Origin of the sequence: Pseudomonas sp. B14-6 (assembly GCF_013260315.1) — a bacterium.
Taxonomy (GTDB): Bacteria; Pseudomonadota; Gammaproteobacteria; order Pseudomonadales; family Pseudomonadaceae; genus Aquipseudomonas; species Aquipseudomonas mandelii.
The window spans coordinates 3430515-3452437 of sequence record NZ_CP053929.1; the positions used below are offsets into that span (position 1 = coordinate 3430515).

20 protein-coding genes and 1 pseudogene are annotated in these 21923 nt (G+C 60.4%); 12 read left to right on the top strand and 9 right to left on the bottom strand.

Annotated elements, in window-relative coordinates; translation table 11 throughout:
* Nucleotides 1-23: 23 nt before the first annotated feature.
* On the top strand, nt 24-437 hold the full coding sequence (locus tag HP062_RS15670; RefSeq protein WP_145308734.1) for a DUF4124 domain-containing protein: 414 nt from the start codon (nt 24-26) through the stop codon (nt 435-437).
* An 18-nt stretch (nt 438-455) separates the two neighbouring features.
* Here the strand turns inward: HP062_RS15670 and HP062_RS15675 are convergent, their stop codons facing one another.
* Genes HP062_RS15675 through mrcB form a run of 3 tightly spaced genes read right to left on the bottom strand, consistent with a single transcriptional unit; the run spans nt 456 to nt 3866 of the window.
* Nucleotides 456-791 carry a YqcC family protein gene (locus tag HP062_RS15675; protein WP_010467628.1) on the bottom strand — a complete coding sequence of 112 codons (336 nt, stop codon included), beginning with the start codon at nt 789-791 and terminating at the stop codon, nt 456-458.
* Nucleotides 791-1525, bottom strand: a complete 735-nt coding sequence (locus tag HP062_RS15680) for a hypothetical protein (protein ID WP_010467627.1) — start codon at nt 1523-1525, stop codon at nt 791-793. The genes HP062_RS15675 and HP062_RS15680 overlap by 1 nt, the downstream gene beginning before the upstream one ends.
* A gap of 16 nt (nt 1526-1541) precedes the next feature.
* Entirely contained in the window at nt 1542-3866 is a 2325-nt protein-coding gene (mrcB, locus tag HP062_RS15685) for a penicillin-binding protein 1B (RefSeq protein WP_077750439.1), read from the bottom strand.
* A 118-nt stretch (nt 3867-3984) separates the two neighbouring features.
* Between mrcB and HP062_RS15690 the strand changes: the two genes are divergently transcribed.
* From HP062_RS15690 to HP062_RS15700, 3 genes are all read left to right on the top strand, one after another.
* A complete protein-coding gene (locus HP062_RS15690) occupies nt 3985-5541 on the top strand; it encodes a bifunctional aminoglycoside phosphotransferase/ATP-binding protein (protein ID WP_172791649.1) in 1557 nt (518 codons plus the stop codon).
* A 90-nt stretch (nt 5542-5631) separates the two neighbouring features.
* The gene (locus tag HP062_RS15695; RefSeq protein WP_010467624.1) at nt 5632-5976 is read left to right on the top strand and encodes a pentapeptide repeat-containing protein; all 345 of its coding nucleotides are present in this window, start codon (nt 5632-5634) and stop codon (nt 5974-5976) included.
* 243 nt (nt 5977-6219) lie between these two features.
* Nucleotides 6220-6492: a TfoX/Sxy family protein gene (locus tag HP062_RS15700; protein WP_010467623.1), complete on the top strand. Its 273-nt coding sequence runs from the start codon at nt 6220-6222 to the stop codon at nt 6490-6492.
* A 271-nt stretch (nt 6493-6763) separates the two neighbouring features.
* Here HP062_RS15700 and HP062_RS15705 read toward each other — a convergent pair whose 3' ends face one another.
* The 4 genes from HP062_RS15705 to HP062_RS15720 are packed head-to-tail and all read right to left on the bottom strand — an operon-like array spanning nt 6764 to nt 10308.
* Nucleotides 6764-7615 (bottom strand): ChaN family lipoprotein, encoded by an 852-nt coding sequence (locus HP062_RS15705; protein WP_145308740.1) that lies wholly within the window; start codon nt 7613-7615, stop codon nt 6764-6766.
* A gap of 19 nt (nt 7616-7634) precedes the next feature.
* A complete protein-coding gene (locus tag HP062_RS15710; protein WP_102595141.1) occupies nt 7635-8402 on the bottom strand; it encodes a heme ABC transporter ATP-binding protein in 768 nt (255 codons plus the stop codon).
* On the bottom strand, nt 8402-9439 hold the full coding sequence (locus HP062_RS15715; protein ID WP_145308742.1) for an iron ABC transporter permease: 1038 nt from the start codon (nt 9437-9439) through the stop codon (nt 8402-8404). Before HP062_RS15715 ends, HP062_RS15710 begins: the two co-directional genes overlap by 1 nt.
* The gene (locus tag HP062_RS15720) at nt 9436-10308 is read right to left on the bottom strand and encodes a hemin ABC transporter substrate-binding protein (protein WP_172791650.1); all 873 of its coding nucleotides are present in this window, start codon (nt 10306-10308) and stop codon (nt 9436-9438) included. Before HP062_RS15720 ends, HP062_RS15715 begins: the two co-directional genes overlap by 4 nt.
* A gap of 166 nt (nt 10309-10474) precedes the next feature.
* Between HP062_RS15720 and HP062_RS15725 the strand changes: the two genes are divergently transcribed.
* Nucleotides 10475-10792 carry a Rieske (2Fe-2S) protein gene (locus tag HP062_RS15725; RefSeq protein WP_154913024.1) on the top strand — a complete coding sequence of 106 codons (318 nt, stop codon included), beginning with the start codon at nt 10475-10477 and terminating at the stop codon, nt 10790-10792.
* Here the strand turns inward: HP062_RS15725 and sfsA are convergent.
* Both sfsA and HP062_RS15735 read right to left on the bottom strand, forming a co-directional pair.
* Nucleotides 10789-11502, bottom strand: a complete 714-nt coding sequence (sfsA, locus tag HP062_RS15730) for a DNA/RNA nuclease SfsA (protein ID WP_010467613.1) — start codon at nt 11500-11502, stop codon at nt 10789-10791. The genes HP062_RS15725 and sfsA overlap by 4 nt on opposite strands.
* Nucleotides 11502-12674, bottom strand: coding sequence for a pyridoxal phosphate-dependent aminotransferase (locus tag HP062_RS15735; RefSeq protein ID WP_010467611.1), 1173 nt, complete (start codon nt 12672-12674; stop codon nt 11502-11504). Before HP062_RS15735 ends, sfsA begins: the two co-directional genes overlap by 1 nt.
* Nucleotides 12675-13007: 333 nt before the next feature.
* On the opposite strand from HP062_RS15735, the gene dksA reads away from it, so the two are divergent.
* The 7 genes and pseudogenes from dksA (at nt 13008) to folK (ending at nt 21817) form a co-directional block, all read left to right on the top strand.
* Nucleotides 13008-13448: an RNA polymerase-binding protein DksA gene (gene dksA / locus HP062_RS15740; RefSeq protein WP_007902025.1), complete on the top strand. Its 441-nt coding sequence runs from the start codon at nt 13008-13010 to the stop codon at nt 13446-13448.
* A gap of 194 nt (nt 13449-13642) precedes the next feature.
* Nucleotides 13643-14539, top strand: coding sequence for a tRNA glutamyl-Q(34) synthetase GluQRS (gene gluQRS, locus HP062_RS15745; RefSeq protein WP_077750276.1), 897 nt, complete (start codon nt 13643-13645; stop codon nt 14537-14539).
* Between the two features lie 77 nt (nt 14540-14616).
* Nucleotides 14617-14793, top strand: a complete 177-nt coding sequence (locus HP062_RS15750; protein WP_003176118.1) for a hypothetical protein — start codon at nt 14617-14619, stop codon at nt 14791-14793.
* A pseudogene (locus HP062_RS15755) lies at nt 14777-17730 on the top strand (ATP-binding protein). Before HP062_RS15750 ends, HP062_RS15755 begins: the two are co-directional and overlap by 17 nt.
* 22 nt (nt 17731-17752) lie before the next feature.
* Nucleotides 17753-19189 carry a sigma-54 dependent transcriptional regulator gene (locus HP062_RS15760; RefSeq protein ID WP_010467604.1) on the top strand — a complete coding sequence of 479 codons (1437 nt, stop codon included), beginning with the start codon at nt 17753-17755 and terminating at the stop codon, nt 19187-19189.
* Between the two features lie 738 nt (nt 19190-19927).
* A complete protein-coding gene (locus HP062_RS15765; RefSeq protein WP_010467601.1) occupies nt 19928-21328 on the top strand; it encodes a polynucleotide adenylyltransferase PcnB in 1401 nt (466 codons plus the stop codon).
* Nucleotides 21329-21331: 3 nt separating this feature from the next.
* Nucleotides 21332-21817 (top strand): 2-amino-4-hydroxy-6-hydroxymethyldihydropteridine diphosphokinase, encoded by a 486-nt coding sequence (folK, locus tag HP062_RS15770; protein ID WP_077750274.1) that lies wholly within the window; start codon nt 21332-21334, stop codon nt 21815-21817.
* Nucleotides 21818-21923: the final 106 nt, after the last annotated feature.

Here is a 21923-nt window from a genome sequence, read left to right on the forward strand (position 1 = left end):
CGCAACTCTGGCAAGGAAATGGCATGCGAACGTTCTTAATGGTCACTTTGCTGATCAGCCCTTTGTGTATGGCCGCTCAGATCTATAAATGGGTCGACGCCCAAGGCGTTACCCACTTCGACGCGCAACCGCCTCAAGGCCAGGAGGCCACCACCGTGGTGACGCCCTCCCCGCCTGCCGGCAAACCCGCCGCACCAACGCGCAGCACGGCGATTGGCGATCAACAGGCCATCGACAACACAGTGAAAAAGCAGGTTGCCGAGCAGCAAGCCCAGCTAAAGGTATTCTGCGAGCAGGCGCGAACGAACCTGGCCCAGCTGCAGAACAATCCGCGATTGCGTGAGGACGTGGACGGTGAGAGGCGCCGCCTGACCGATGAACAACGTCAGGAGCGCACTACCGAAGCACAGAAACAGATTGCGGATAACTGCCAGTAGGCACTGGCAGTATCCGATTCAGCGAGAGGCGGTGATCAGCAGATCGAACTCTTTGAGCAAGACCTGCAGCTGCCGGTCCCTGCCTTGGACATTGCGGGCGGCGAAGACCATTTCGGCCATCTCCTGAATCCCCGATGCGTTGGGCAGCGGTAGATCCTGTTCGAGGATGACCTTCATCTTCGGCAGGAAGATCCATTGCAGCCACTGCTCGAAATCGAGCGTATCGACCGAAAACGGTTCAACGCTGGATAACGCTTCAGCGGATGGCGAAACGTCATCCCACCAACCCTGAACCCGTAGCTCACGTTCGATCAACAGCAGTTGCTCGGCAATCTTGGGGAAGCGTGCGTCCATCACGACACAACCTTGGCCTTCTGACGGGCCAGTGCCGCACCTGCGGAATCACCCTGTTTCTCACGCGCCTGGGCGATCAGTTCCCACAGGCTGGCCTGAAGCGCCGGACGACCATTGGCGAACGTCAGGCCACGACGGGCGAACTGTTCAGCCTGTGGCGCATCGCCTTGGGCCATGCGCACCTGAGCCAGGCGATAAAGCACTTGCGGCTCACGCGGTGCAACTCGCTGGGCGCGCTCGAGGCTGGAGGACGCACCGTTGAGATCGCCGCCGGCCTGTTGCTGCTGAGCAGTGGTCAACAGCGCCAGCACCGGACCGTCCAGTTGCTCATCGGCAGACAATCCACCGGAGCTCGCCGAAGGAATCCCGCTCGGCGTCGACGGCATGCTGTAGCTGCCCTGATTGATCGGTGCCGACTGTACCGGCGAGGTGTCGATCGGCCCTGGGGTAATCGGGCCAGGCGTAATCGGACCGGTGCTGATCGGGGCCGACGCCACTGCGCCGCCACCTGGCACCATCACGACGACACCCGTGTCACCTTGCGGAATCGCTTGAGTCTGGGCTTGCACAGGACGTTTAGTCGTCGTCTTGCGGAATCCGCCATTTGCCGACACTCGCTCACTGTTGGAGACAGCACTGCCAGAGTCCACAACCGGAATCGAACCGCGTTGTACGGAGGAACAACCGCTGAGCAAAGCCACGGCGGTAACCGCTGGAATCAACCACTTGTTCACTTGAAACCCTCTTTGCTTAATTCATCCAGCCCTTGACCCAATCCATCACCGTTTCGCCGGATGCGGGACTGTCGCCACCGCAAGCCGCGCCGGGAGGCGGTTCGCTGCCGCGAATATACGGCATCTGCACGGCACCTGGGCAGCTGCCGTCGGAACCTTGCCCGGTCCGCGAATCGACCCAGGCCTGAACAACATTGTCCGGTTGCGGCATGTCCAGCGGCAATGGATCGGCCTTGCGCATGAAACTGGTCCAGACCTGCAATGCACCGGTGGCACCGGTGAACGGGGTCTTGCCGTTGTCATCGCGTCCCAGCCACACCACCGCCAGCAAGTCCTGGCTGAAACCGGCGAACCAGCTGTCTCGCGAGTCGTTACTGGTACCGGTTTTACCCGCCAGGGTCAGGGTTTTCGGCAGCACGTTGTAAACCGAACTGCCGGTACCTTCACGCATGACTCGCTGCATGGCGCTCTGGATCAGGTAGATGGAGGCCGGATCGAAACGCTGCTCGATCTGGAACGGATAACGCTTGAGCGGCTCGCCTTCGGCGGTCAATACGCTACGAATCCCGCGCATCGGCGTATTGAAGCCGCCGTTGGCCAGCGTCTGGTACATGGTCGCCACTTCGATCGGAGTCAGACCACCGGCCCCCAGCAACATCGAAGGGAACGCCGGGAACTCGCGACTGACACCCAGGCGCGCCAATGTCTTCAGGACATTCGGCACGCCAACCGCCAACCCGAGGCGCGCCGTTGACAGGTTGTAGGAATGGGCCAGGCCTTGGTACAGGAAAACCGTACCGTGGGAACGGCGATCGTAATTCTGGGGTTTCCAGACCTGACCGTCCGCGCCTTTGACCGAGAAGGATTCGTCCGACAGCCAACTGGTCAGCGTGTACTGGCTCGGCTTCTCAAGGGCTGTCAGATAAACCGCAGGCTTGATCAACGAACCGATTGGTCGCACTGCATCCAGCGCCCGGTTGAAGCCGGCGAAACTTGCCTGACGGCTGCCGATCATGGCCTGGACTTCACCGGTTTCCGGGTTGGTCACGACCATCGCCGCCTCAACCTCATCGGAACCCTTGCGTCCGGACAAGCGTTTAAAGGTGTCGTTGACCGACGCTTCGGCTTTCATCTGCAGGATCGGGTCGAAACTGGTGAAGATCCGCAGGCCTTCTTCGGTCAAGTCTTCGTCGCGATAGTCTTCGCGCAGCTGACGTTTAACCAGGTCGAGGAAGCCCGGGAATGAACTGTCCGCCAGCTTGCCGCGCGTCGTCACGCCCAGTGGCATATTCTTCGCCGCTGCGACCTGCTCGGCGGTGGCGACGCCTTGTTGCTCAAGCACATCGAGCACCAGATTGCGCCGCTCCAGCGCCCGTTCCGGGTTGCGACGCGGATTGTAATAGGACGGCCCCTTGACCATCCCCACCAGCATGGCGACTTGATGCAGTTTCAGCTCGGACAATGGCTGCCCGAAGAAGAACTGGCTGGCCAGGCCGAAACCGTGCACCGCGCGCTGCCCATCCTGACCGACGAACACTTCATTGAGGTACGCCTCAAGAATTTCCCGTTTGTCGTAATGCAGCTCAAGCAGCATCGCCATCATGGCTTCGGTGAGTTTGCGGGTCAGGCTGCGTTCGCTGGTCAGGTAGAAATTCTTCACCAACTGCTGGGTCAGCGTACTGCCGCCCTGGGTCATCTTGCCGCCGGATGTGTTGACCCACACGGCGCGGGCAATCGACTTGGGCGACACGCCCCAGTGGCTATAGAAATCCCGGTCTTCCACGGCGACCAGGGTTTCCAGCAGGTACGGTGGGACCTGATCGATTTTGATCAGAATGCGGTCTTCAAGATTTTTCGGGTAAATGCCGCCGATCAGCAGAGGCTCCAGACGCACGACTGAAAGCTTCGAACCGTTGGTCGCCGAAAGGTCAGCCACGTAATCGCCGGAGAAACGCACGCGCACCGGCTGAGCTTTTTCCAGGCCTTCATAGAACTGGAAGCCACGGGTATTCAAGTCGACGGTGTTGCCGTTGACCGCCGCTGCGCCGGGGCCGTTGCTCACGGCTTCGCGGCGATAGCCCAAGGCGTCGAGCTCGGTGAGGAAGTCTTCCTTGCTCAGCTTCTGGCCGGTGAACAGCTCCAGCGGGCGCGCATACACCTTGGCCGGGATGGTCCAGCGCTTGCCGGAGAACTTCTCCTGGACCACGGCGTCGAGGTAAACCGCGAACCCGGCGAGCACCACGAGGCCGACCAGACTGAGTTTAAGGGCCCAGCCCAGCCAGGGGCTCAAGCCCCGGGAAGGTGGTTTTTTGGGGGTACGGGGGGATCGAGTACGAGTCATGGCGGCGGATTATACGCACTTTATTCATACTCAACAGGAGCCCTCCGAGGTTTGCGTCAGACGGACTTGCAGCCATAATGGCGGCCGTGAATTTTCCCCAGACTCTGAAGGATCGCCTGTGAGCCAGTCCCTGATCGCCGCCCTGCAAAACCCGGCCCTCTACCCGCATCCTGTCGACGGGTTCCAGGTCATCGAGACCCACATCTCCTGGGTCATCCTCACCGGTCCCTTTGCTTATAAAGTGAAGAAGCCCGTGAATTTCGGCTTCCTCGACTTCACCAGCCTCGACGCTCGCGAGCATTTCTGCGGCGAAGAGCTGCGCCTCAACCAGCGCCTGACCCACGATTTGTACCTGGAAGTGTTGCCGATCACCGGCAGCGAAGCTGCGCCACAACTGGGCGGCGAAGGTCCGGTTGTCGATTTCGCACTGAAAATGCGTCAATTCCCACAAAGCCAGTTGCTCAGCACCCTGCAAGCCAATGGTGAGTTGACCACCGCGCACATCGACGAGATGGCCGCACAGATCGCCCAATTCCACCTCACTGCACCGAAAGTGCCTGGCGAACACGAAGCCGGCACCCCGAACAGCGTGATGGCACCGGTACGCCAGAACTTCGAACAGATCCGCCCTTTCCTCAGCGACAAGGCCGATCTGCTGCAACTTGATGCGTTGCAAGCCTGGGCCGAAAGCAGCTTCGAACGCCTGAAGCCGCTGTTCGCCCAGCGCAAGGCTGAAGGCTTCATCCGCGAATGCCACGGCGACATCCACCTGGGCAACGCCACCGTGATCGATGGCAAGGTCGTGATCTTCGACTGCATCGAGTTCAACGAACCGTTCCGCTTCACCGACGTTTATGCCGACACCGGTTTCCTGGCCATGGACCTGGAAGATCGCGGCCTGAAAAGCCTGGCGCGTCGTTTCATCAGCCAGTACCTGGAACTGACCGGCGACTATCAGGGCCTTGAGCTACTGAACTTCTACAAAGCGTACCGCGCACTGGTTCGCGCCAAGGTCAGCCTGTTCAGCATGCCGGCCGAAGCCGACCCGGTGCAACGCGCCACCACCCTGCGTCAGTACCGCAACTACGCCAACCTGGCAGAAAGCTACAGCACCATTCCTTCGCGGTTCATGGCGATTACCCACGGCGTTTCCGCTGTCGGCAAAAGCCACGTCGCCATGCGCCTGGTGGAAGCGCTGGGCGCCATTCGCCTGCGTTCGGATGTTGAACGCAAGCGTTTGTTCGGCGAGCAAACCGTACCGAATGACCCGCAGGCCGGCATTTATAGTGCCGACGCGAGCGCCGCCACTTACAGCCGCCTGCATGAAATTGCCGCGGTCATCCTGCGCGCCGGTTTCCCGGTGGTCATCGATGCGACATACCTCAAGCGCGCTCAGCGTGACGGCGCGGCGAAAATCGCCGAAGCCACCGGGGCACCGTTCCTGATCCTCGATTGCAATGCACCACAAGCAGTCATCGAGAGCTGGCTGGCCTTGCGTCAGGCAGACCAAAAGGATCCGTCCGACGCCAACCTCGCTGTTATCGCCGCCCAGCAGGCGAGCCGTGAGCCCCTGACGCCAGCAGAAATTCTGTGCAGCAAACGCGTCCAGACCAATGAAAGCGGGACGCTCGACACCGTTGTTGCACAGATTCGCCAGCGCATGCCGGGCCTGTAAAAACTATTTCAGCCGTGAAGCCATCGCCGGCTTCACGGCTGCCAAATAGTGGCACTATACTGGCGTCATAAAACCATCAGGTGATGCGACATGAGCCAGCCGAAACTTCTCGACACCCCGCTTTATGCCTTGCTGCACAAAGACGACATCGCAGGCTTCAATGCCGAGCGCGCCAGTCATGCCTCTGTCGACATGGTCGGCGGCGATTTTCGTGGTCTGGACCTGCGTGAGCTGAACGCCGATGGCGTCGATTTCACCGATGCCTACTTCCGCTCCGCTGATTTGCGTGGTATCGACTTCCGCAACTCCTGCCTGGAAGGCGCAAGCCTGGCTCACGCACAGATCTCCGGCGCCTACTTTCCGCCAGAACTGAGTGCTGACGAGATCCTGATGTCGATGAATTTCGGTACTCGCCTGCGTTATCGCACCCGCTAAAAACGACGTTCTACCTGACAAGTCCAGCGCCCCCGCTTCGCGCTGGGCGCTGGATTTTTTGTCGGGAAAGTTGATTCCTCCGCGCTTCCTCCGACTGCTCCCGCAGACCTTCACGCAGCTATCTGAGTCTTCCTCTTAGAAGCTTTTGCGTCGAAACCGACCAAACAATCACGCTTTTCCTACTGATGGCTACACTCCTGAGAGGCTCGCCCACGCACCGTTCGGCCGTCGCAAGGAGGCTTGATGAATGATGAACTGCAACACCTGAAGAATCTTGGCAAGACGTCGGCACAGTGGCTGCATGCCGTGGGCATCCACAGCGCGTCGGACTTGCGCCGCCTGGGAGCGGTGGATGCTTATCGGGCCGTGCGTACGCGCGGGTTCCGGGCGTCCAAGGTGTTGTTGTATGCGATCGAAGGCGCGCTGATGGACGTGCACTGGAACGACATTCCAGCTGATCGCAAAGAAGCCTTGAACAAACAACTGGAAGCCATCTCGTCCCGTCACAAGAACTGAACAGGCAGATTCGCCTCAGGATTACCGACTCAGGCGCAATGATTACGGGCTTTCGCGCAAGGAAAAAGGGGAATGCAAAGAAATCAAAAAAACAGCGGTTGACTTGGTAATGAGAATCGCTATGATTATCACAACTGGTCGCGAGACTGGTCGATATTTGAAAAGCCCTTGGTTCGGACTCTCAGATATCTCCTCATCAGGCTAATCACGGTTATTTGACCCGGCTCTTGCCGGGTCTTTTTTTGCCTGTGGAAAAGTCGACCGCTTACGCTTACTTCCCGAACTGCTTACGCATTTGCGCACAGTAATCCTGAGCCGGCGTGGCAGGCGTGTACCAGACGTAATCAGCCATGGCCGACGTGACCTCACCCCCCTCCTCCGCCAGCATCAACACCTTCAGTGCTTCAGGCTCGCCAAGATCAAGGACGTGGATCGGCACGCCAACATCCTTGCGCGCGTGGTAAGCGCCGGCAAACAGCAGCGAAGGCGTCGGTGCCGACAACAAGCGCTCGGCCATCCGACGATCACGTTGTTGCTGGACCGCCAGCATCGCGGGCATCTGCGAGGTGGGCAGCAAGCCGCAATGGGAGTCGTTGATCTGCGCCAGCAACTCATCCTTGACCGACGGAGCATTGGAAAGCCGACCGTTTAATGTCGGTGGCTTGGCATAAACAGTACGGACTTCAAGAGTGTCCAGATTGGCCGCCAACAACGGGTAGGGTTGAGTCAGCACAAAGCGCACGATCGGCCCGTACAGATTCCAGTCCCACCCCGACTGCCAGTTCAACGCGCCGGGAAGATCTGCGGGTAGCGTCGAGGCACGGCGAATGTCATCGACGCGCGATTGTTGATCCGGCGTGAGCATTTCCAGCAACAGACTGCCTTGGGGTCGACGTTCGCCCAACGCCTGTAGCAACCACAATTGCAGTTGATGGTGATCAGAATTGTCGTGCTGCTCACCGACGATCAGCCGCGACGGCACGGCCAACCGTTCGACCAACTCCGCGGGTGTCAGGATCTGGCCACTGCGCAGGTCCTGAATATCACCGACGACCGGAGGCGGTGCCGAAACGTGCTGGCAGGCACTCAACAACACGACCGCCAGTAGCAAAATTCCTCGCATGCTCACCTCGATGTCTTTCTCAGCGGGCGATGATCAGCGGATGACCACGCTCCGGATGCCGCTGCACCAGCACTTCCAGCCCGAATACCGCTTTGAGTGGTTCCGGGCGCAAGACGTGCTCAGGGGTGTCCAGCGCCACGGGCCGCCCACCTTCGAGCAGTAACAGGCGATCACAATAGCGCGCCGCGAGATTCAGATCATGCAGGATCACCAGCACCGCAGCGCCATGATCGGCGAACTCGCGCACTGCTTGCAGGGTGGTGTGCTGGTGCAGCGGGTCGAGCATCGAAGTCGGTTCATCGAGCAACAGCGTCTGCCCCACCTCCCCCGGCCAGAGCTGCGCCAGTACCCGCGCCAGGTGTACCCGCTGCCGCTCGCCGCCGGACAGCGCCAGATAGCTGCGGCCACTCAGGTGTCCCGCATCGGCAGCGTGCAAGGCGGCGGCGACGATCTCGTCATCCCGGACCCGCCCGCTTTGATAAGGCAAACGCCCCATGCCGACCACTTCCTCCACACGGAAGGCGAAGTCCAGGGTCGACACCTGCGGCAAGACCGCCAGTCGCTGGGCTCGCTGCGCGCCGGTCCAATGGCTCAATTCGCGCTCATCGAGCCAGACGCTGCCGTGGTCAGCCTTCAACTCGCCGCACAAGGCGCCGAGCAAGGTGCTTTTGCCTGCACCGTTGGGCCCCAACACACCGAGGACTTCGCCGGGCTTGAGCTCAAGCGTGATGTCCGTCAGAACGATTTTTGCGCCTCGACGGATTTGCAGGCTCTGGGTTCGCAACATCAGGCACGCCCTCTGAGCAGTAAATACAGAAAGAACGGCGCGCCGATGAAGGCCGTGACAATTCCGATCGGCAACTCTGCTGGCGCCAAGGCCAGCCGTGCGACCAGGTCGGCAAACAGCAGGAGACTGGCACCGGCCAGCACTGAGGCCGGCAACAACACCCGATGATCAGGACCGGCCAGCAGGCGCACCAGATGCGGCACCACCAGACCGACAAAGCCAATCATCCCTGCTGCCGCCACGGCCGCGCCAACCCCCAGCGCGGTGCAAAACACCAATTCGCGCTTGAGCCCTTCGACGTCAATGCCCAGATGACCGGCCTCCGACTCGCCGAGCAGCAACGCATTCAAGGCCTTGGCACGACGCGGCAACCAGAGCGCAACACCGGCGCTCACCAGCAGCAACGGCCAGAGCCGTGAATAGCTGGCGCCGTTCAGGCTGCCGAGGTTCCAGAACGTGAGGGTGCGCAAGGTCGCGTCGTCGGCCAGATAGGTGAACAAACCGACCGCCGACCCCGCCAGCGCCGTTAACGCAATACCGGCCAGGAGCATGGTCGCGACGTTCGTCTGCCCGTTGCGGCGACCCAGCCGATACACCAACGCCGTCACACCCAACCCGCCGAGAAATGCGCACACTGACAACAGATAAGGCCCGAACGATTCAGGCAGACCGCCAAACACCGAACCACCGACAATCGCGATCGCAGCGCCCAGCGCAGCACCGCTGGACACCCCGACCAACCCCGGGTCAGCCAGCGGGTTACGAAACAATCCCTGCATCGCCACGCCGGACAACGCCAGTACGCCGCCCACCGCCAGGCCCAACAAGGTTCGAGGCAGGCGTATTTGCCCGAGGATCAGCTCGGCCTGCTCCAGCCCATCAGGGGCAATGGGCAGGCCGATCATGCGCAACGCCGCACGTAGGGTATCGAATAAAGGCAGGCTGACCGGCCCCAGCGCCAAGGACAGCCAGATCGCCACTAAACACAGCAGGCTCAGGCCAATGAACAACGCACGGGGTTTAACCAGAACGGTCATTGGGTCGTTTTGCCTGGGAAGAAACCATCAGACAGCGTTTTCAACGCATCGGGCAACCGAGGCCCCAATCCACCTACCAACAAGGTCGGATCGAGCTCCATGACGCGTCCGTCCCTGGCCGCACGGGTCGAGGACAGAATCGGGTTTTCCTTGAACAACGCCGCGCGCGCGGCATCGCCGGTCATCGCTCGGTCAGCAAACACCAGCACGTCGGGGTCAAGACTGACCAGCGACTCAACGGAAAAGGGTTTGTAGCCAGTGTGCGTGGCCAGATTGTGCCCGCCGGCCTTTTGGATGAGCCAATCGGCGGCGGTGTCTTTGCCGGCGATAAGCGGCTTGCCGCCCGCATGGCCCAGCAGCAACAGCACGCCCGGCGATTTTTCCTTCAACTGCGCGCGAGTGACCCGGACCTTCTGCTGTTCGAGTTGCTGCTGGTAGGTCTGGAGCAATTGCGCAGCCCGGTCTTCAGCACCGAGCAACTTGGCCAGATGCGCCAGATTGCCCTGCAGCGTCGGCAGATCAGGCTGGGCCGAGAACAGTTCGACCTGCACGCCCGCGCTACGAACCTGCGACAGCACCGGCGGCGGCCCCATTTCTTCGGTGCCGACCAGGATCTGCGGGCGTAAGCTCAAGATGCCCTCCGCCGACAGTTGCCGCTGATAACCGATGCTCGGCAGCGCCTTCAACGAGGCCGGATGCTGACTGGTGGTATCGACGCCGACCAGTTTTGACTCACCGCCCAGCGCGCTCACCCACTCCGACAAGGCGCCACCGGCACTGACCCAACGCTGTGGCAACTCGGCCGCTGCGGCGTGGTGGCTGACGAGGAGTCCGACACACAGCGCAACAACGCGGGTACTCAGGCGCATAAACAGCTTCCTTTTAAGTTTTCCCAGGCATCGAGATGACAGGCCAAGTATCCTCGGCATCCGGCACCTGCACCCGACGGGGCGAAGCGGCCATTTGATAATTGTTTGCATTTGAACGTCAAGCTCGGACATATCCGGTCACGAGCCGCCGACACTGAGGATAGACATGAAGTTGATTTGTACAGGTGCCGAACTGGCTGACAACAGCAGTCGCGGATTCGACATCGACAGTCAGAAACTTTTTGCTGTGCGCCGGGGCGGCCAAGTGTACGTCTACATCAATCGCTGCCCGCACCGGGGTGTCGGGCTGGAATGGAAACCCGATCAGTTTCTCGACCCCAGCAACAGCCTGATCCAGTGTGCAACCCACGGCGCACTGTTCCTGATCGAAGACGGCGAATGCGTCGCCGGCCCGTGCGCCGGACAATCCCTCACCCCCGTTGCCTGCCGCGAAGACGAACAAGGTATCTGGATCAACCCTTAACTGTTCAGCAGCACCTCCAGGCGTCGATCGACCACCATCTCTTCATGGGTCAATCGCACGCCATAGGCCATTACCTCGACGCCGCATGCCACCGCCTCTCGCAATGCTACTGCGTAGGCCGAATCGATCTCTTCTGCCGGACGCACCGCTTCAATGCCGGTCAGGTTGACGCAATACAACTGCACCGCGCGAATCCCGTCCCGAGCCAAGTGAGCCAGTTCCCGCAAATGCTTGGCGCCCCGTTGCGTCACTGCGTCGGGAAATGCCGCCACCGATGAACCGTCGAAGCCCAGGGTCACGCTTTTGACCTCTACATACGCCGGCCCGCCCGGGTAATCGAGACGGAAATCGATGCGGCTGCTTTCCTGTCCGTAGGCCACTTCGCGTTTCAATTCGGTAAAGCCGTTCAGCTCGGTAATCACCCCCGCCCGCAACGCCTCTTCGATCAACCCGTTGGCGCGCCCGGTGTTCACGCAAAACAACCGGCCTTGCGGGGTTTCGCCGACTTCCCAAGTGCCGGGCAATTTGCGCTTCGGGTCGTCGGAGCGGCTGAACCAGACCTGCCCACCTTCCACCTGGCAATTGAGCATCGAGCCGGTGTTCGGGCAGTGAATTGTCAGCAATTCGCCGCCAACGGTTTCGATATCGGCGAGAAAACGCTTGTAACGACGGATCAGGCGACCTTCTTCGAGGGGAGGATGAAAACGCATCAGCCTTGCCAGCTCCGCAATCCACGTGCGATCCGCTCGACCGCTTCTTCCAGGCGCGGCAGGCTTTGGGTGTAGGCAAAACGCACATGGTGCCCGGCCTGATAACGTCCAAAGTCCAGGCCCGGGGTAATGGCGACATGCTCGGTTTCGAGGAAATGTCGGCAGAATGCGAAGGCATCGCCGCCGAACTTGCTGATATCGGCGTACAAGTAAAACGCGCCTTCCGGCTCGACTGCGATCCCGAAGCCCAGTTCTCTTAGGGCCGGCAACAGGAAATCCCGTCGACGACCGAATTCGGCCCGACGCTCTTCCAGAATGCTGATCGTGGCCGGCTCGAAGCAGGCCAGCGCGGCGTGCTGGGCCATGCTCGGGGCGCTGATGTAGAGGTTTTGCGCAAGTTTTTCCAGCTCGCCGACTGCCGCTTCAGGAGCGACCAGCCATCCCAGCCGCCATCCGGTCATGCCGAAATACTTGGAAAAACTATTAAGGACAAAGGCGCTGTCATCGACTTCCAGCACACTGGCGGCATCGGTGCCATACGTCAGGCCATGATAGATCTCGTCCACCACCAGATGACCGTGTCGCTCCTTGATCGCAACCGACAAGCCCGCCAGTTCGTCACGGGTCAGGATGGTCCCGGTCGGGTTGGCGGGTGAGGCCACCAAGGCGCCGACGCTGTCTTGATCCCAATGGCGCGCCACCAGGTCCGGCGTCAGCTGATAGCGAACGTCCGGGCCGACCGGCACCAGTTGCGCGGCGCCTTCGACCAACCGCAGGAAATGCCGGTTGCAGGGATAACCCGGGTCCGCCAGCAGCCAATGTTTGCCCGGATCGACGAGCAAGGCGCTGGCCAATAACAAGGCGCCGGAACCGCCAGGCGTGATGAGGATTCGCTGCGGGTCGATGTTCAACCCGTAACGCTGCTGATAAAAGCCCGAAATGGCCTCACGCAACTCGGGGATACCGCGCGCAGCGGTGTAACGGGTCTTCCCCGCCGTCAGTGCTGCCTGGCCGGCCTGGATGATCGGCTCGGCGGTGGTGAAGTCCGGCTCGCCGATTTCCAGGTGGATCACATCGTGACCCTCGGCTTGCAGTTCATTGGCCCGCGCCAGCAGCGCCATGACATGGAAAGGTTCGATCGCGCGACTGCGGGCACTGTAGGACTGAGCCATTAGCCTTCCTTACAACGGAGAAAAAAATCGATTCTACCCAAGCGTTGGAACGAGCGAGAACCTAAAGCGGTCAGACGCGTTATAACTTGGCCGTAAACGACTCAAGCGTGTACCTCAGGTTTGACTAAAATCAATAATTGATCAGGTCTCCATCGCCGCCAGACAAGGCTTTGCGATCATTTGCAAGCCCTTTGGGCCACTACCTCGACATCCGGGAGTAGCGCGGCCCGATTTGATCTGGTAAGTTCGCCCGCTTGCAGCCGCAGGGCCGGCAGGTGTCGGTGATGGAGCAATCCTGCGCAATGGATTACAAGAGTAGAGGCGGTCCATTTCATGCCCACCCAAGCAAAGCAGCAAAACCAGTCGATCAGCGGCTTCGAACCCTACAAAGAAGTAAAGGGCGAGGAGTACATGGGCAAGCCCATGCGCGCTCACTTCACCAAGATCCTGAATAAGTGGAAACAGGACTTGATGCAGGAAGTCGACCGCACGGTTGATCACATGAAAGACGAAGCGGCCAACTTCCCTGACCCGGCCGACCGTGCCAGCCAGGAAGAAGAGTTCAGCCTTGAACTGCGTGCCCGCGACCGCGAGCGCAAGTTGATCAAGAAGATCGACAAGACGCTGCAGCTGATCGAAGACGAAGAATATGGCTGGTGCGAGTCCTGCGGCGTCGAGATCGGCGTCAAGCGACTGGAAGCCCGCCCTACCGCCGACATGTGCGTTGACTGCAAGACCCTGGCGGAAATCAAGGAAAAGCAAGTCGGCAAGTAATGTCGCCTTGAACGAAGAACGGAGCGTGCGAACGCTCCGTTTTTGTTTCTGATATTTATTGCGTCTTCGGCATTGCCTTCGCGAGCAAGCTTCGCGCCTACAAAGGCTGGCACGATCTTCTGTAGGAACGAAGCTTGCTCGCGACGGCGGCTTCAAGCCATGCTCGAAACGATTGGACAGCCTGACACCGCCTTATGACCGCCATCGCCTCCCCCACCTACATCGGCCGCTTCGCCCCCACGCCCAGCGGCCACCTGCATTTCGGTTCGCTGGTCGCGGCGCTGGCTTCGTACCTCGACGCGCGTGCGGTGGGCGGGCGCTGGTTGATGCGCATGGAAGACCTCGATCCGCCACGGGAAGAACCCGGCGCCCAGGCAGCCATCTTGAAAGCCCTGGAAAGCTACGGTTTCGAGTGGGACGGGGAAGTGGTCCGCCAGAGCGATCGGCATGACGCCTACGCCTTAGTCCTCAATCGCCTGTTCAATCAAGGCCTCGCTTACGCCTGCACCTGCTCGCGCAAGCAATTGGAGCCGTATCACGGCATTTACCCGGGCCTGTGCCGCAACGCCGGCCATGGCACCGAAGATGCCGCGATTCGCTTGCGCGTCCCCGAACTGGAATACCACTTCATCGACAGGGTGCAAGGCGAATATCGCCAGCACCTGGGCCGGGACGTCGGCGATTTCGTGATCCGGCGCCGCGACGGGCTCTACGCCTATCAACTGGCGGTAGTGCTGGACGACGCCTGGCAAGGCATCACCGATATCGTCCGTGGCGCTGACCTGCTCGACTCCACGCCGCGCCAGCTTTACCTGCAAGAACTGCTCGGCCTGCCTCAACCGCGTTATCTGCACATCCCGCTGATTACCCAGCCCGATGGCAATAAACTCGGCAAGTCCTACCGCTCGCCGCCATTGACCGAAGATCAGGCAACCCCTTTGTTGCTGCGTGCGTTGCGCGCATTGGGGCAAAACCCCGGTGCTGAACTGGCTTACGCCACCCCCCGCGAAGTGCTGGATTGGGGCATCGCCCACTGGGATGCGTTATTAATCCCGCGCACACTGACCCTGCCCGAAGCGCAACTACAGTGATCACACTTGCAGTGGCGCGCCCATCCGTTACCATCGCCGCACGTTTTCGGGCACGCGCATAAAAAAGAGAGGCCGGGATGTACATCTATCGCTTGGTCCTGCTCCTGGTAGTGGGGATTTACCTGTTCTCCCCGGCCATCATGGATTGGTGGATCGACGCCACTGGCGCCTGGTATCGCCCTTATCTGCTCTGGCTGATTCTGATCGTCGTGACCTTCATCCTGCAGAGCCAAAAAGATGCCGATGAGCTTTAGCCTGACCCAGATGATCCTGATCAGCGCCGCGTACCTGGCGGTGCTGTTCGGCGTCGCCTGGATCAGCGAACGGGGCATGATCCCCGGGCGATCATTCGCCACCCGCTGACCTACACCCTGTCGCTGGGGGTGTATGCCAGTGCCTGGGCGTTTTACGGCACGGTGGGCCTGGCCTATCAGTACGGCTACGGTTTTCTGTCCAGTTACCTCGGGGTCTCCGGGGCGTTTTTGCTGGCGCCGGTGTTGCTGTACCCGATCCTGAAAATCACCCGCACCTATCAACTGTCGTCGCTGGCCGACCTGTTTGCTTTCCGTTTCCGCAGTACGTGGGCCGGGGCGCTGACCACGATTTTCATGTTGATCGGCGTGCTGCCATTGCTGGCGTTGCAGATCCAGGCGGTGGCCGACTCCATCGGCATCCTGACCCGCGAGCCGGTGCAGCATCGCGTGGCCTTGAGCTTTTGCGCGCTGATTACCCTGTTCACGATCTTCTTCGGCTCGCGCCACATCGCCACCCGCGAGAAACATGAAGGCCTGGTGTTCGCGATTGCCTTCGAGTCGGTGATCAAGCTGATCGCCATTGGCGGTGTCGGCCTCTATGCCCTTTATGGCGTGTTCGACGGCCCGCAACAGCTGGAACTGTGGCTACTGCAAAACCAGACCGCCCTCGCTGCCTTGCACACGCCCTTGCAGGAAGGCCCGTGGCGAACGCTGCTGCTGGTGTTCTTCGCCTCGGCGATTGTGATGCCGCACATGTACCACATGACCTTTACCGAGAATCTCAACCCGCGCTCGCTGGTCAGTGCCAGCTGGGGTCTGCCGCTGTTCCTGCTGTTGATGAGCCTGGCGGTGCCGCTGATTCTCTGGGCCGGACTGAAACTCGGCGCCACTACCAACCCGGAATATTTCACCCTGGGCATCGGCATCGCCGCCAACAGCAAAGCCTTGGCGTTGTTGGCGTACGTCGGCGGGTTGTCGGCCGCGAGCGGACTGATCATCGTCACCACCCTGGCGCTGTCCGGGATGGCGCTGAACCATCTGGTGCTGCCGCTCTACCAACCGCCGGCCGAAGGCAACATCTATCGCTGGTTGAAGTGGACCCGCCGGGCGCTGATCGTTGCGATCATCATGGCCGGTTACGGTTTCTACCTGTTGCTGGGCGCCGAACAGGACCTGGCCAACCTCGGCATCGTCGCGTTTGTGGCCACGCTGCAATTTCTTCCGGGGGTCCTGTCGGTCCTGTATTGGCCGACCGCCAACCGCCGCGGCTTCATCGCCGGTTTGCTGGCGGGTATCCTCGTGTGGCTGGTGACCATGTTGTTGCCGCTGGTCGGCAATCTGCAGGGCTTCTACATTCCGCTGTTGAACATGATCTACGTGCTGGACGACACCAGTTGGCACATGGCCGCGATCGCGTCCCTGGCCGCCAACGTGCTGATGTTCACCCTGATCTCACTGTTCACCAACGCCAGCCCCGAAGAGGCCAGCGCCGCCGAAGCCTGCGCCGTGGACAACGTGCGTCGCCCGCAGCGCCGCGAACTGCACGCCGCCTCGCCTCAGGAGTTCGCCACGCAGCTGGCCAAGCCCCTGGGCGCCAAGGCCGCACAGAAAGAAGTCGAGCAGGCCCTGCGTGATCTCTATCTGCCGTTCGACGAGCGCCGGCCTTATGCCTTGCGCCGTTTGCGCGACCGGATCGAAGCCAACCTCTCCGGCCTGATGGGCCCGAGCGTGGCGCAGGACATGGTCGAGACCTTCCTGCCGTACAAGGCTGGCGGCGAAAACTACGTCACCGAAGACATCCACTTCATCGAAAGCCGTCTCGAGGACTACCACTCGCGCCTCACCGGCCTTGCCGCCGAACTCGATGCCCTGCGCCGCTATCACCGCCAGACCTTGCAGGAATTGCCGATGGGCGTTTGCTCGCTGGCCAAGGATCAGGAAATCCTCATGTGGAACAAAGCCATGGAGGAGCTGACCGGGATTGCCGCGCAGCGTGTGGTCGGCTCGCGCCTGAGCACCATCGCCGATCCGTGGAAAGAACTGCTGCAAGGCTTCATCAATCTGCCGGACGAGCATTTGCACAAACAGCACCTGGCCCTTGATGGCCAGACCCGCTGGCTGAACCTGCACAAAGCGGCCATTGATGAACCGCTCGCACCGGGTAACAGTGGCCTGGTGTTGCTGGTGGAAGATCTGACCGAAACCCAGATGCTCGAAGACAAACTGGTGCACTCCGAGCGCCTGGCCAGCATCGGGCGACTCGCGGCGGGTGTGGCTCATGAAATCGGCAACCCGATCACCGGCATCGCGTGCCTGGCGCAGAACCTGCGCGAAGAACGCGAAGACGATGGCGAACTGAAGGAAATCAGCGGTCAGATCCTCGAGCAGACCAAACGCGTTTCGCGCATCGTTCAGTCGCTGATGAGCTTCGCCCACGCCGGCAGTCACCAGCACAGCGACGAGCCCGTCTGTCTGGCTGAAGTGGCTCAGGATGCCATCGGTTTGCTGGCCCTGAACCGACGCAATTTCGAAGTGCAGTTCTATAACCTGTGCGACCCCGATCATTGGGTCGAAGGCGATCCGCAACGCCTCGCCCAGGTATTGATCAACCTGCTCTCAAACGCCCGTGACGCCTCGCCTCCCGGCAGTGCGGTGCGGGTCAAGAGCGAAGCCGGCGAACACACGGTCGATCTGATCGTGGAAGACGAAGGCAGCGGTATTCCGAAGAACATCATGGACCGATTGTTCGAACCTTTCTTCACCACCAAGGATCCTGGCGAAGGCACCGGTCTGGGCCTTGCACTGGTCTATTCCATCGTTGAAGAGCATTATGGACAAATCACCATCGACAGCCCGGCTGATGTACAAAGCCAACGCGGCACCCGTATTCGGGTGACCTTGCCGCGTCATGTCGAAGCGACGTCCGCTGTGAACTGAGACCGTCGAGAGTATCGAATCAATGCCGCACATTTTGATCGTCGAAGACGAAACAATTATCCGCTCCGCCTTGCGCCGCCTGCTGGAACGTAACCAGTACCAGGTCAGCGAAGCCGGTTCAGTGCAGGAAGCACAAGAACGCTTCACCATTCCCACGTTCGACCTGATCGTCAGCGACTTGCGTCTTCCGGGCGCTCCGGGCACCGAGTTGATCAAACTCGGCCAGGGCACTCCGGTGCTGATCATGACCAGCTACGCCAGCCTGCGTTCGGCCGTCGACTCGATGAAGATGGGCGCGGTGGATTACATCGCCAAGCCTTTCGATCACGACGAAATGCTCCAGGCTGTCGCCCGTATCCTGCGTGACCGCCAATCGCTGCCGGCCGGCGGTGAACCTGCCACCGGCAAAGCGGCCAATGGCGCGGCGAAACCGGGTGTTGATAACAGCAACGGCGAAATCGGCATCATCGGTTCGTGCCCGCCGATGCAGGACCTGTACAGCAAGATCCGCAAAGTTGCGCCGACCGATTCCAATGTCCTGATCCAGGGCGAATCCGGTACCGGCAAAGAACTGGTGGCCCGCGCCCTGCACAACCTGTCCAAACGAGCCAAGGCACCGATGATTTCGGTGAACTGTGCAGCCATCCCGGAAAGCCTGATCGAGTCCGAACTGTTCGGCCACGAAAAAGGCGCGTTCACTGGCGCCAGCGCCGGGCGTGCCGGTCTGGTGGAAGCGGCGGACGGCGGCACCTTGTTCCTCGACGAAATCGGCGAACTGCCACTGGAAGCCCAGGCCCGCTTGCTGCGCGTGTTGCAGGAAGGCGAAATTCGCCGGGTCGGTTCGGTCCAGTCACAGAAAGTCGATGTGCGCCTGATCGCCGCGACTCACCGGGACCTCAAGAGCCTGGCGAAGATCGGTCAGTTCCGTGAAGACTTGTATTACCGCCTCCATGTGATCGCCCTGAAATTGCCGGCCCTGCGCGAGCGCGGTGCCGACGTCAACGAGATCGCCAATGCCTTCCTGGCGCGACAGAGCGCGCGGGTCAACCGCACCGACCTGAAATTCGCGGCGGATGCCGAACAGGCGATCCGTCATTACTCCTGGCCGGGCAACGTTCGTGAACTGGAAAACGCGGTAGAGCGCGCCGTCATCCTGTGCGAGAGCCCGGAGATTTCCGCCGAGCTGCTGGGGATCGACATCGAACTGAGCGACCTGGAAGACGACGACTTCATTGGTCTGCCGCCGCAACAGGGCAACGGCGCCAGCAACAACAATCATGAGCCGACCGAAGACCTGTCGCTGGAAGACTACTTCCAGCACTTCGTGCTTGAGCATCAGGACCACATGACGGAAACCGAGCTGGCCCGCAAACTCGGGGTGAGTCGCAAGTGCCTGTGGGAACGTCGTCAGCGCCTGGGTATCCCGCGGCGCAAGACCGGGGTTGCCAGCGAGAGCTGAACCGCGCCTGTCTGATGTGCGGGTAACACATGACTTTGTGAAAAAACTGTTACCTCAGTCTTTTCACGTAACAGAAGCCGGGGCTTACGGTAACGAAGTCCAGGCTTTTTTTCGGCCTCGAAAACCCTGCCAGCCCGCCTAACCCCTTGTTTTGCTGGGCCTCACAAAAGTTGGCACGCACCCTGCTATATGTTTAGTACAAGAACAATAACAAGCAATGCACAAGACAATAAAAATAAGACGAATCGACTCACGCACAATAAAAACAAGACGGCGAGAGGCGCAGCTAACTGATTCTTTTGGAGAGGCGTTGTATTTGGGGCTTGCCCCACGACCAGGCCGAGAATAATAAAAAACTGTCCCAAGACAGTGCCTGAACTGGTTGGATCGCAAGATCACTGCAGCACAGCGACCAAAGCAATCCGTTTGCTCTTGGCTCCCGATTGGGAGGGCCATGAAGGAAACACTTCATGGCGAGGGCACTTAATAAAAACAAAAAGCCCGACTCAAAAATAAAAATAGAGCATGCAACTACTTTCTTGGGGAGCTTCGGCTCCCCTTGTAGTTTCTACGATTCGAAAAACCTACCCAAATCGGCTTTGTTTTCCGCTTGAAGCCTGCGGCTTACAGCTCATATCTGCTGTGTCCTACACCATCCCCTGACTAAATGCTAGAATCCCCGCCCATCATGCGGTCATTCTTCGTTATGGCCGAACATTCCTTCAAACAGTGCATCCCATGCTGAAGAAGTTGTTCCAGTCATTCCGTTCTCCCAAGCGTCATACGCAACACATTCGCAGTACGCCTGAAGTCCTCAACAGCGGCCAACATTCGCTGCAAAAGGCCCAATTCAGCCGTTACGCGGTGAACATCGTCGAACGCCTGCAGAACGCCGGTTACCAGGCCTACCTGGTCGGCGGCTGTGTGCGTGACATGCTCCTTGGCATCACGCCAAAAGATTTCGACGTCGCCACCAGTGCCACGCCTGAGCAGGTGCGGGCCGAATTCCGCAACGCGCGGATCATCGGTCGCCGCTTCAAGCTGGTGCATATCCACTTTGGCCGCGAAATCATCGAAGTCGCGACCTTCCGCGCCAATCACCCGCAAAACGACGAGGAAGAAGACAGCAACCAGTCTTCTCGTAACGAGAGCGGGCGCATCCTGCGCGACAACGTCTACGGCACGCTGGAAGAAGACGCGCAACGCCGCGACTTCACCATCAACGCCTTGTATTACGACCCGGTCAGCGAGCGCATTCTCGATTACGCCAATGGCGTACACGACATCCGCAATCACCTGATCCGCCTGATCGGCGACCCGAAGCAACGCTACCAGGAAGACCCGGTACGGATGCTGCGGGCCGTGCGTTTCGCCGCCAAGCTGAATTTCGGCATCGAAAAACACAGCGCCCTGCCGATCCGCGACCTGGCGCCGATGCTGCGCGAGATCCCGTCAGCCCGTCTGTTCGAAGAAGTGCTCAAGCTGTTCCTCTCCGGCCATGCCGCGGACACCTTCGAGATGCTGGTCGACCTGCAGTTGTTCGATCCGCTGTTCCCGGCCAGTGCCGAGGCTCTGGAATACAACCCGACGTACACCCACACCTTGATCAGCGAAGCGTTGATCAACACTGACCTGCGGATCAAACAGAACAAACCGGTGACCCCGGCGTTCCTGTTTGCAGCCCTGCTGTGGCCTGCCCTGCCGGCCCGCGTCCTGCGCCTGCAAGAACGTGGCATGCCACCGATTCCGGCGATGCAGGAAGCCGCTCACGAGCTGATTGCCGAGCAGTGCCAGCGGATCGCGATTCCGAAACGCTTCACCATGCCGATCCGCGAGATCTGGGACATGCAGGAGCGGCTTCCTCGCCGCAGCGGCAAGCGTGCCGACCTGTTGCTGGACAACCCGCGGTTCCGTGCCGGTTACGACTTCCTGCTGCTGCGAGAAAGCGCTGGCGAGCAGACCGATGGCCTGGGCGAATGGTGGACCGACTATCAGGACGCCAATGACAGTGAGCGTCGGGACATGATCCGCGACCTCAGCGGCAAGGATGAAGGCACCGGCGCACCACGCAAACGGCGTCGCAGCGGTGGCGCCAAGCGCAAACGCGCGGCCGGCGCACCGAGTGCTACGGGCGAGTAATCCATGGAACGCATCTACATCGGCATGGGCAGCAATCTGGCTGACCCCGCCGAACAATTGCGCAGCGCCGTCGAGGCGCTGGCGCAGTTGCCGCAGACCCAACTGGTCGGGGTGTCCGGGTTTTATCAAAGCGACTCGCTTCTGCCCGGCCAGCCGCGTTACACCAACGCGGTCGCCGCCCTCGACAGCACGCTCCCGCCATTGGACCTGCTTGATGCGCTGCAAGCCATCGAGAACGGACAAGGCCGCGAGCGTCTTGAGCGTTGGGGTCCACGAACGCTGGACCTCGACATCGTGCTGTTTGGCGACCGGCTGATCGACGAACCGCGCCTCAAGGTGCCGCACTACCATATGCAGGAGCGGGCCTTCGTTCTGTATCCGCTGGCCGAACTGGCGCCTGCAGAGCTGCGTCTGGCCGATGGCCGCAGCCTGAAGGCATTACTCGCAGCCTGTCCGTTCGTCGGCCTGGAACGCCTCCCTCCGAATTAATGCAAATCCCCTGTGGGAGTGAGCCTGCTCGCGATAGCGACTTAACATTCACCGAAGATGTTGACTGTCAGGACGCAATCGCGAGCAGGCTCACTCCCACATTGGT

Bases quoted from the DNA above. Each gene is read 5' to 3' on its own strand.
- HP062_RS15670 (WP_145308734.1), top strand. From the start codon at position 24: ATGCGAACGTTCTTAATGGTCACTTTGCTGATCAGCCCTTTGTGTATG.
- HP062_RS15675 (WP_010467628.1), bottom strand. From the start codon at position 791: ATGGACGCACGCTTCCCCAAGATTGCCGAGCAACTGCTGTTGATCGAA.
- mrcB (WP_077750439.1), bottom strand. From the start codon at position 3,866: ATGACTCGTACTCGATCCCCCCGTACCCCCAAAAAACCACCTTCCCGG.
- HP062_RS15695 (WP_010467624.1), top strand. From the start codon at position 5,632: ATGAGCCAGCCGAAACTTCTCGACACCCCGCTTTATGCCTTGCTGCAC.
- HP062_RS15700 (WP_010467623.1), top strand. From the start codon at position 6,220: ATGAATGATGAACTGCAACACCTGAAGAATCTTGGCAAGACGTCGGCA.
- HP062_RS15705 (WP_145308740.1), bottom strand. From the start codon at position 7,615: ATGCGAGGAATTTTGCTACTGGCGGTCGTGTTGTTGAGTGCCTGCCAG.
- HP062_RS15710 (WP_102595141.1), bottom strand. From the start codon at position 8,402: ATGTTGCGAACCCAGAGCCTGCAAATCCGTCGAGGCGCAAAAATCGTT.
- HP062_RS15715 (WP_145308742.1), bottom strand. From the start codon at position 9,439: ATGACCGTTCTGGTTAAACCCCGTGCGTTGTTCATTGGCCTGAGCCTG.
- HP062_RS15720 (WP_172791650.1), bottom strand. From the start codon at position 10,308: ATGCGCCTGAGTACCCGCGTTGTTGCGCTGTGTGTCGGACTCCTCGTC.
- HP062_RS15725 (WP_154913024.1), top strand. From the start codon at position 10,475: ATGAAGTTGATTTGTACAGGTGCCGAACTGGCTGACAACAGCAGTCGC.
- sfsA (WP_010467613.1), bottom strand. From the start codon at position 11,502: ATGCGTTTTCATCCTCCCCTCGAAGAAGGTCGCCTGATCCGTCGTTAC.
- HP062_RS15735 (WP_010467611.1), bottom strand. From the start codon at position 12,674: ATGGCTCAGTCCTACAGTGCCCGCAGTCGCGCGATCGAACCTTTCCAT.
- dksA (WP_007902025.1), top strand. From the start codon at position 13,008: ATGCCCACCCAAGCAAAGCAGCAAAACCAGTCGATCAGCGGCTTCGAA.
- gluQRS (WP_077750276.1), top strand. From the start codon at position 13,643: ATGACCGCCATCGCCTCCCCCACCTACATCGGCCGCTTCGCCCCCACG.
- HP062_RS15750 (WP_003176118.1), top strand. From the start codon at position 14,617: ATGTACATCTATCGCTTGGTCCTGCTCCTGGTAGTGGGGATTTACCTG.
- HP062_RS15760 (WP_010467604.1), top strand. From the start codon at position 17,753: ATGCCGCACATTTTGATCGTCGAAGACGAAACAATTATCCGCTCCGCC.
- HP062_RS15765 (WP_010467601.1), top strand. From the start codon at position 19,928: ATGCTGAAGAAGTTGTTCCAGTCATTCCGTTCTCCCAAGCGTCATACG.
- folK (WP_077750274.1), top strand. From the start codon at position 21,332: ATGGAACGCATCTACATCGGCATGGGCAGCAATCTGGCTGACCCCGCC.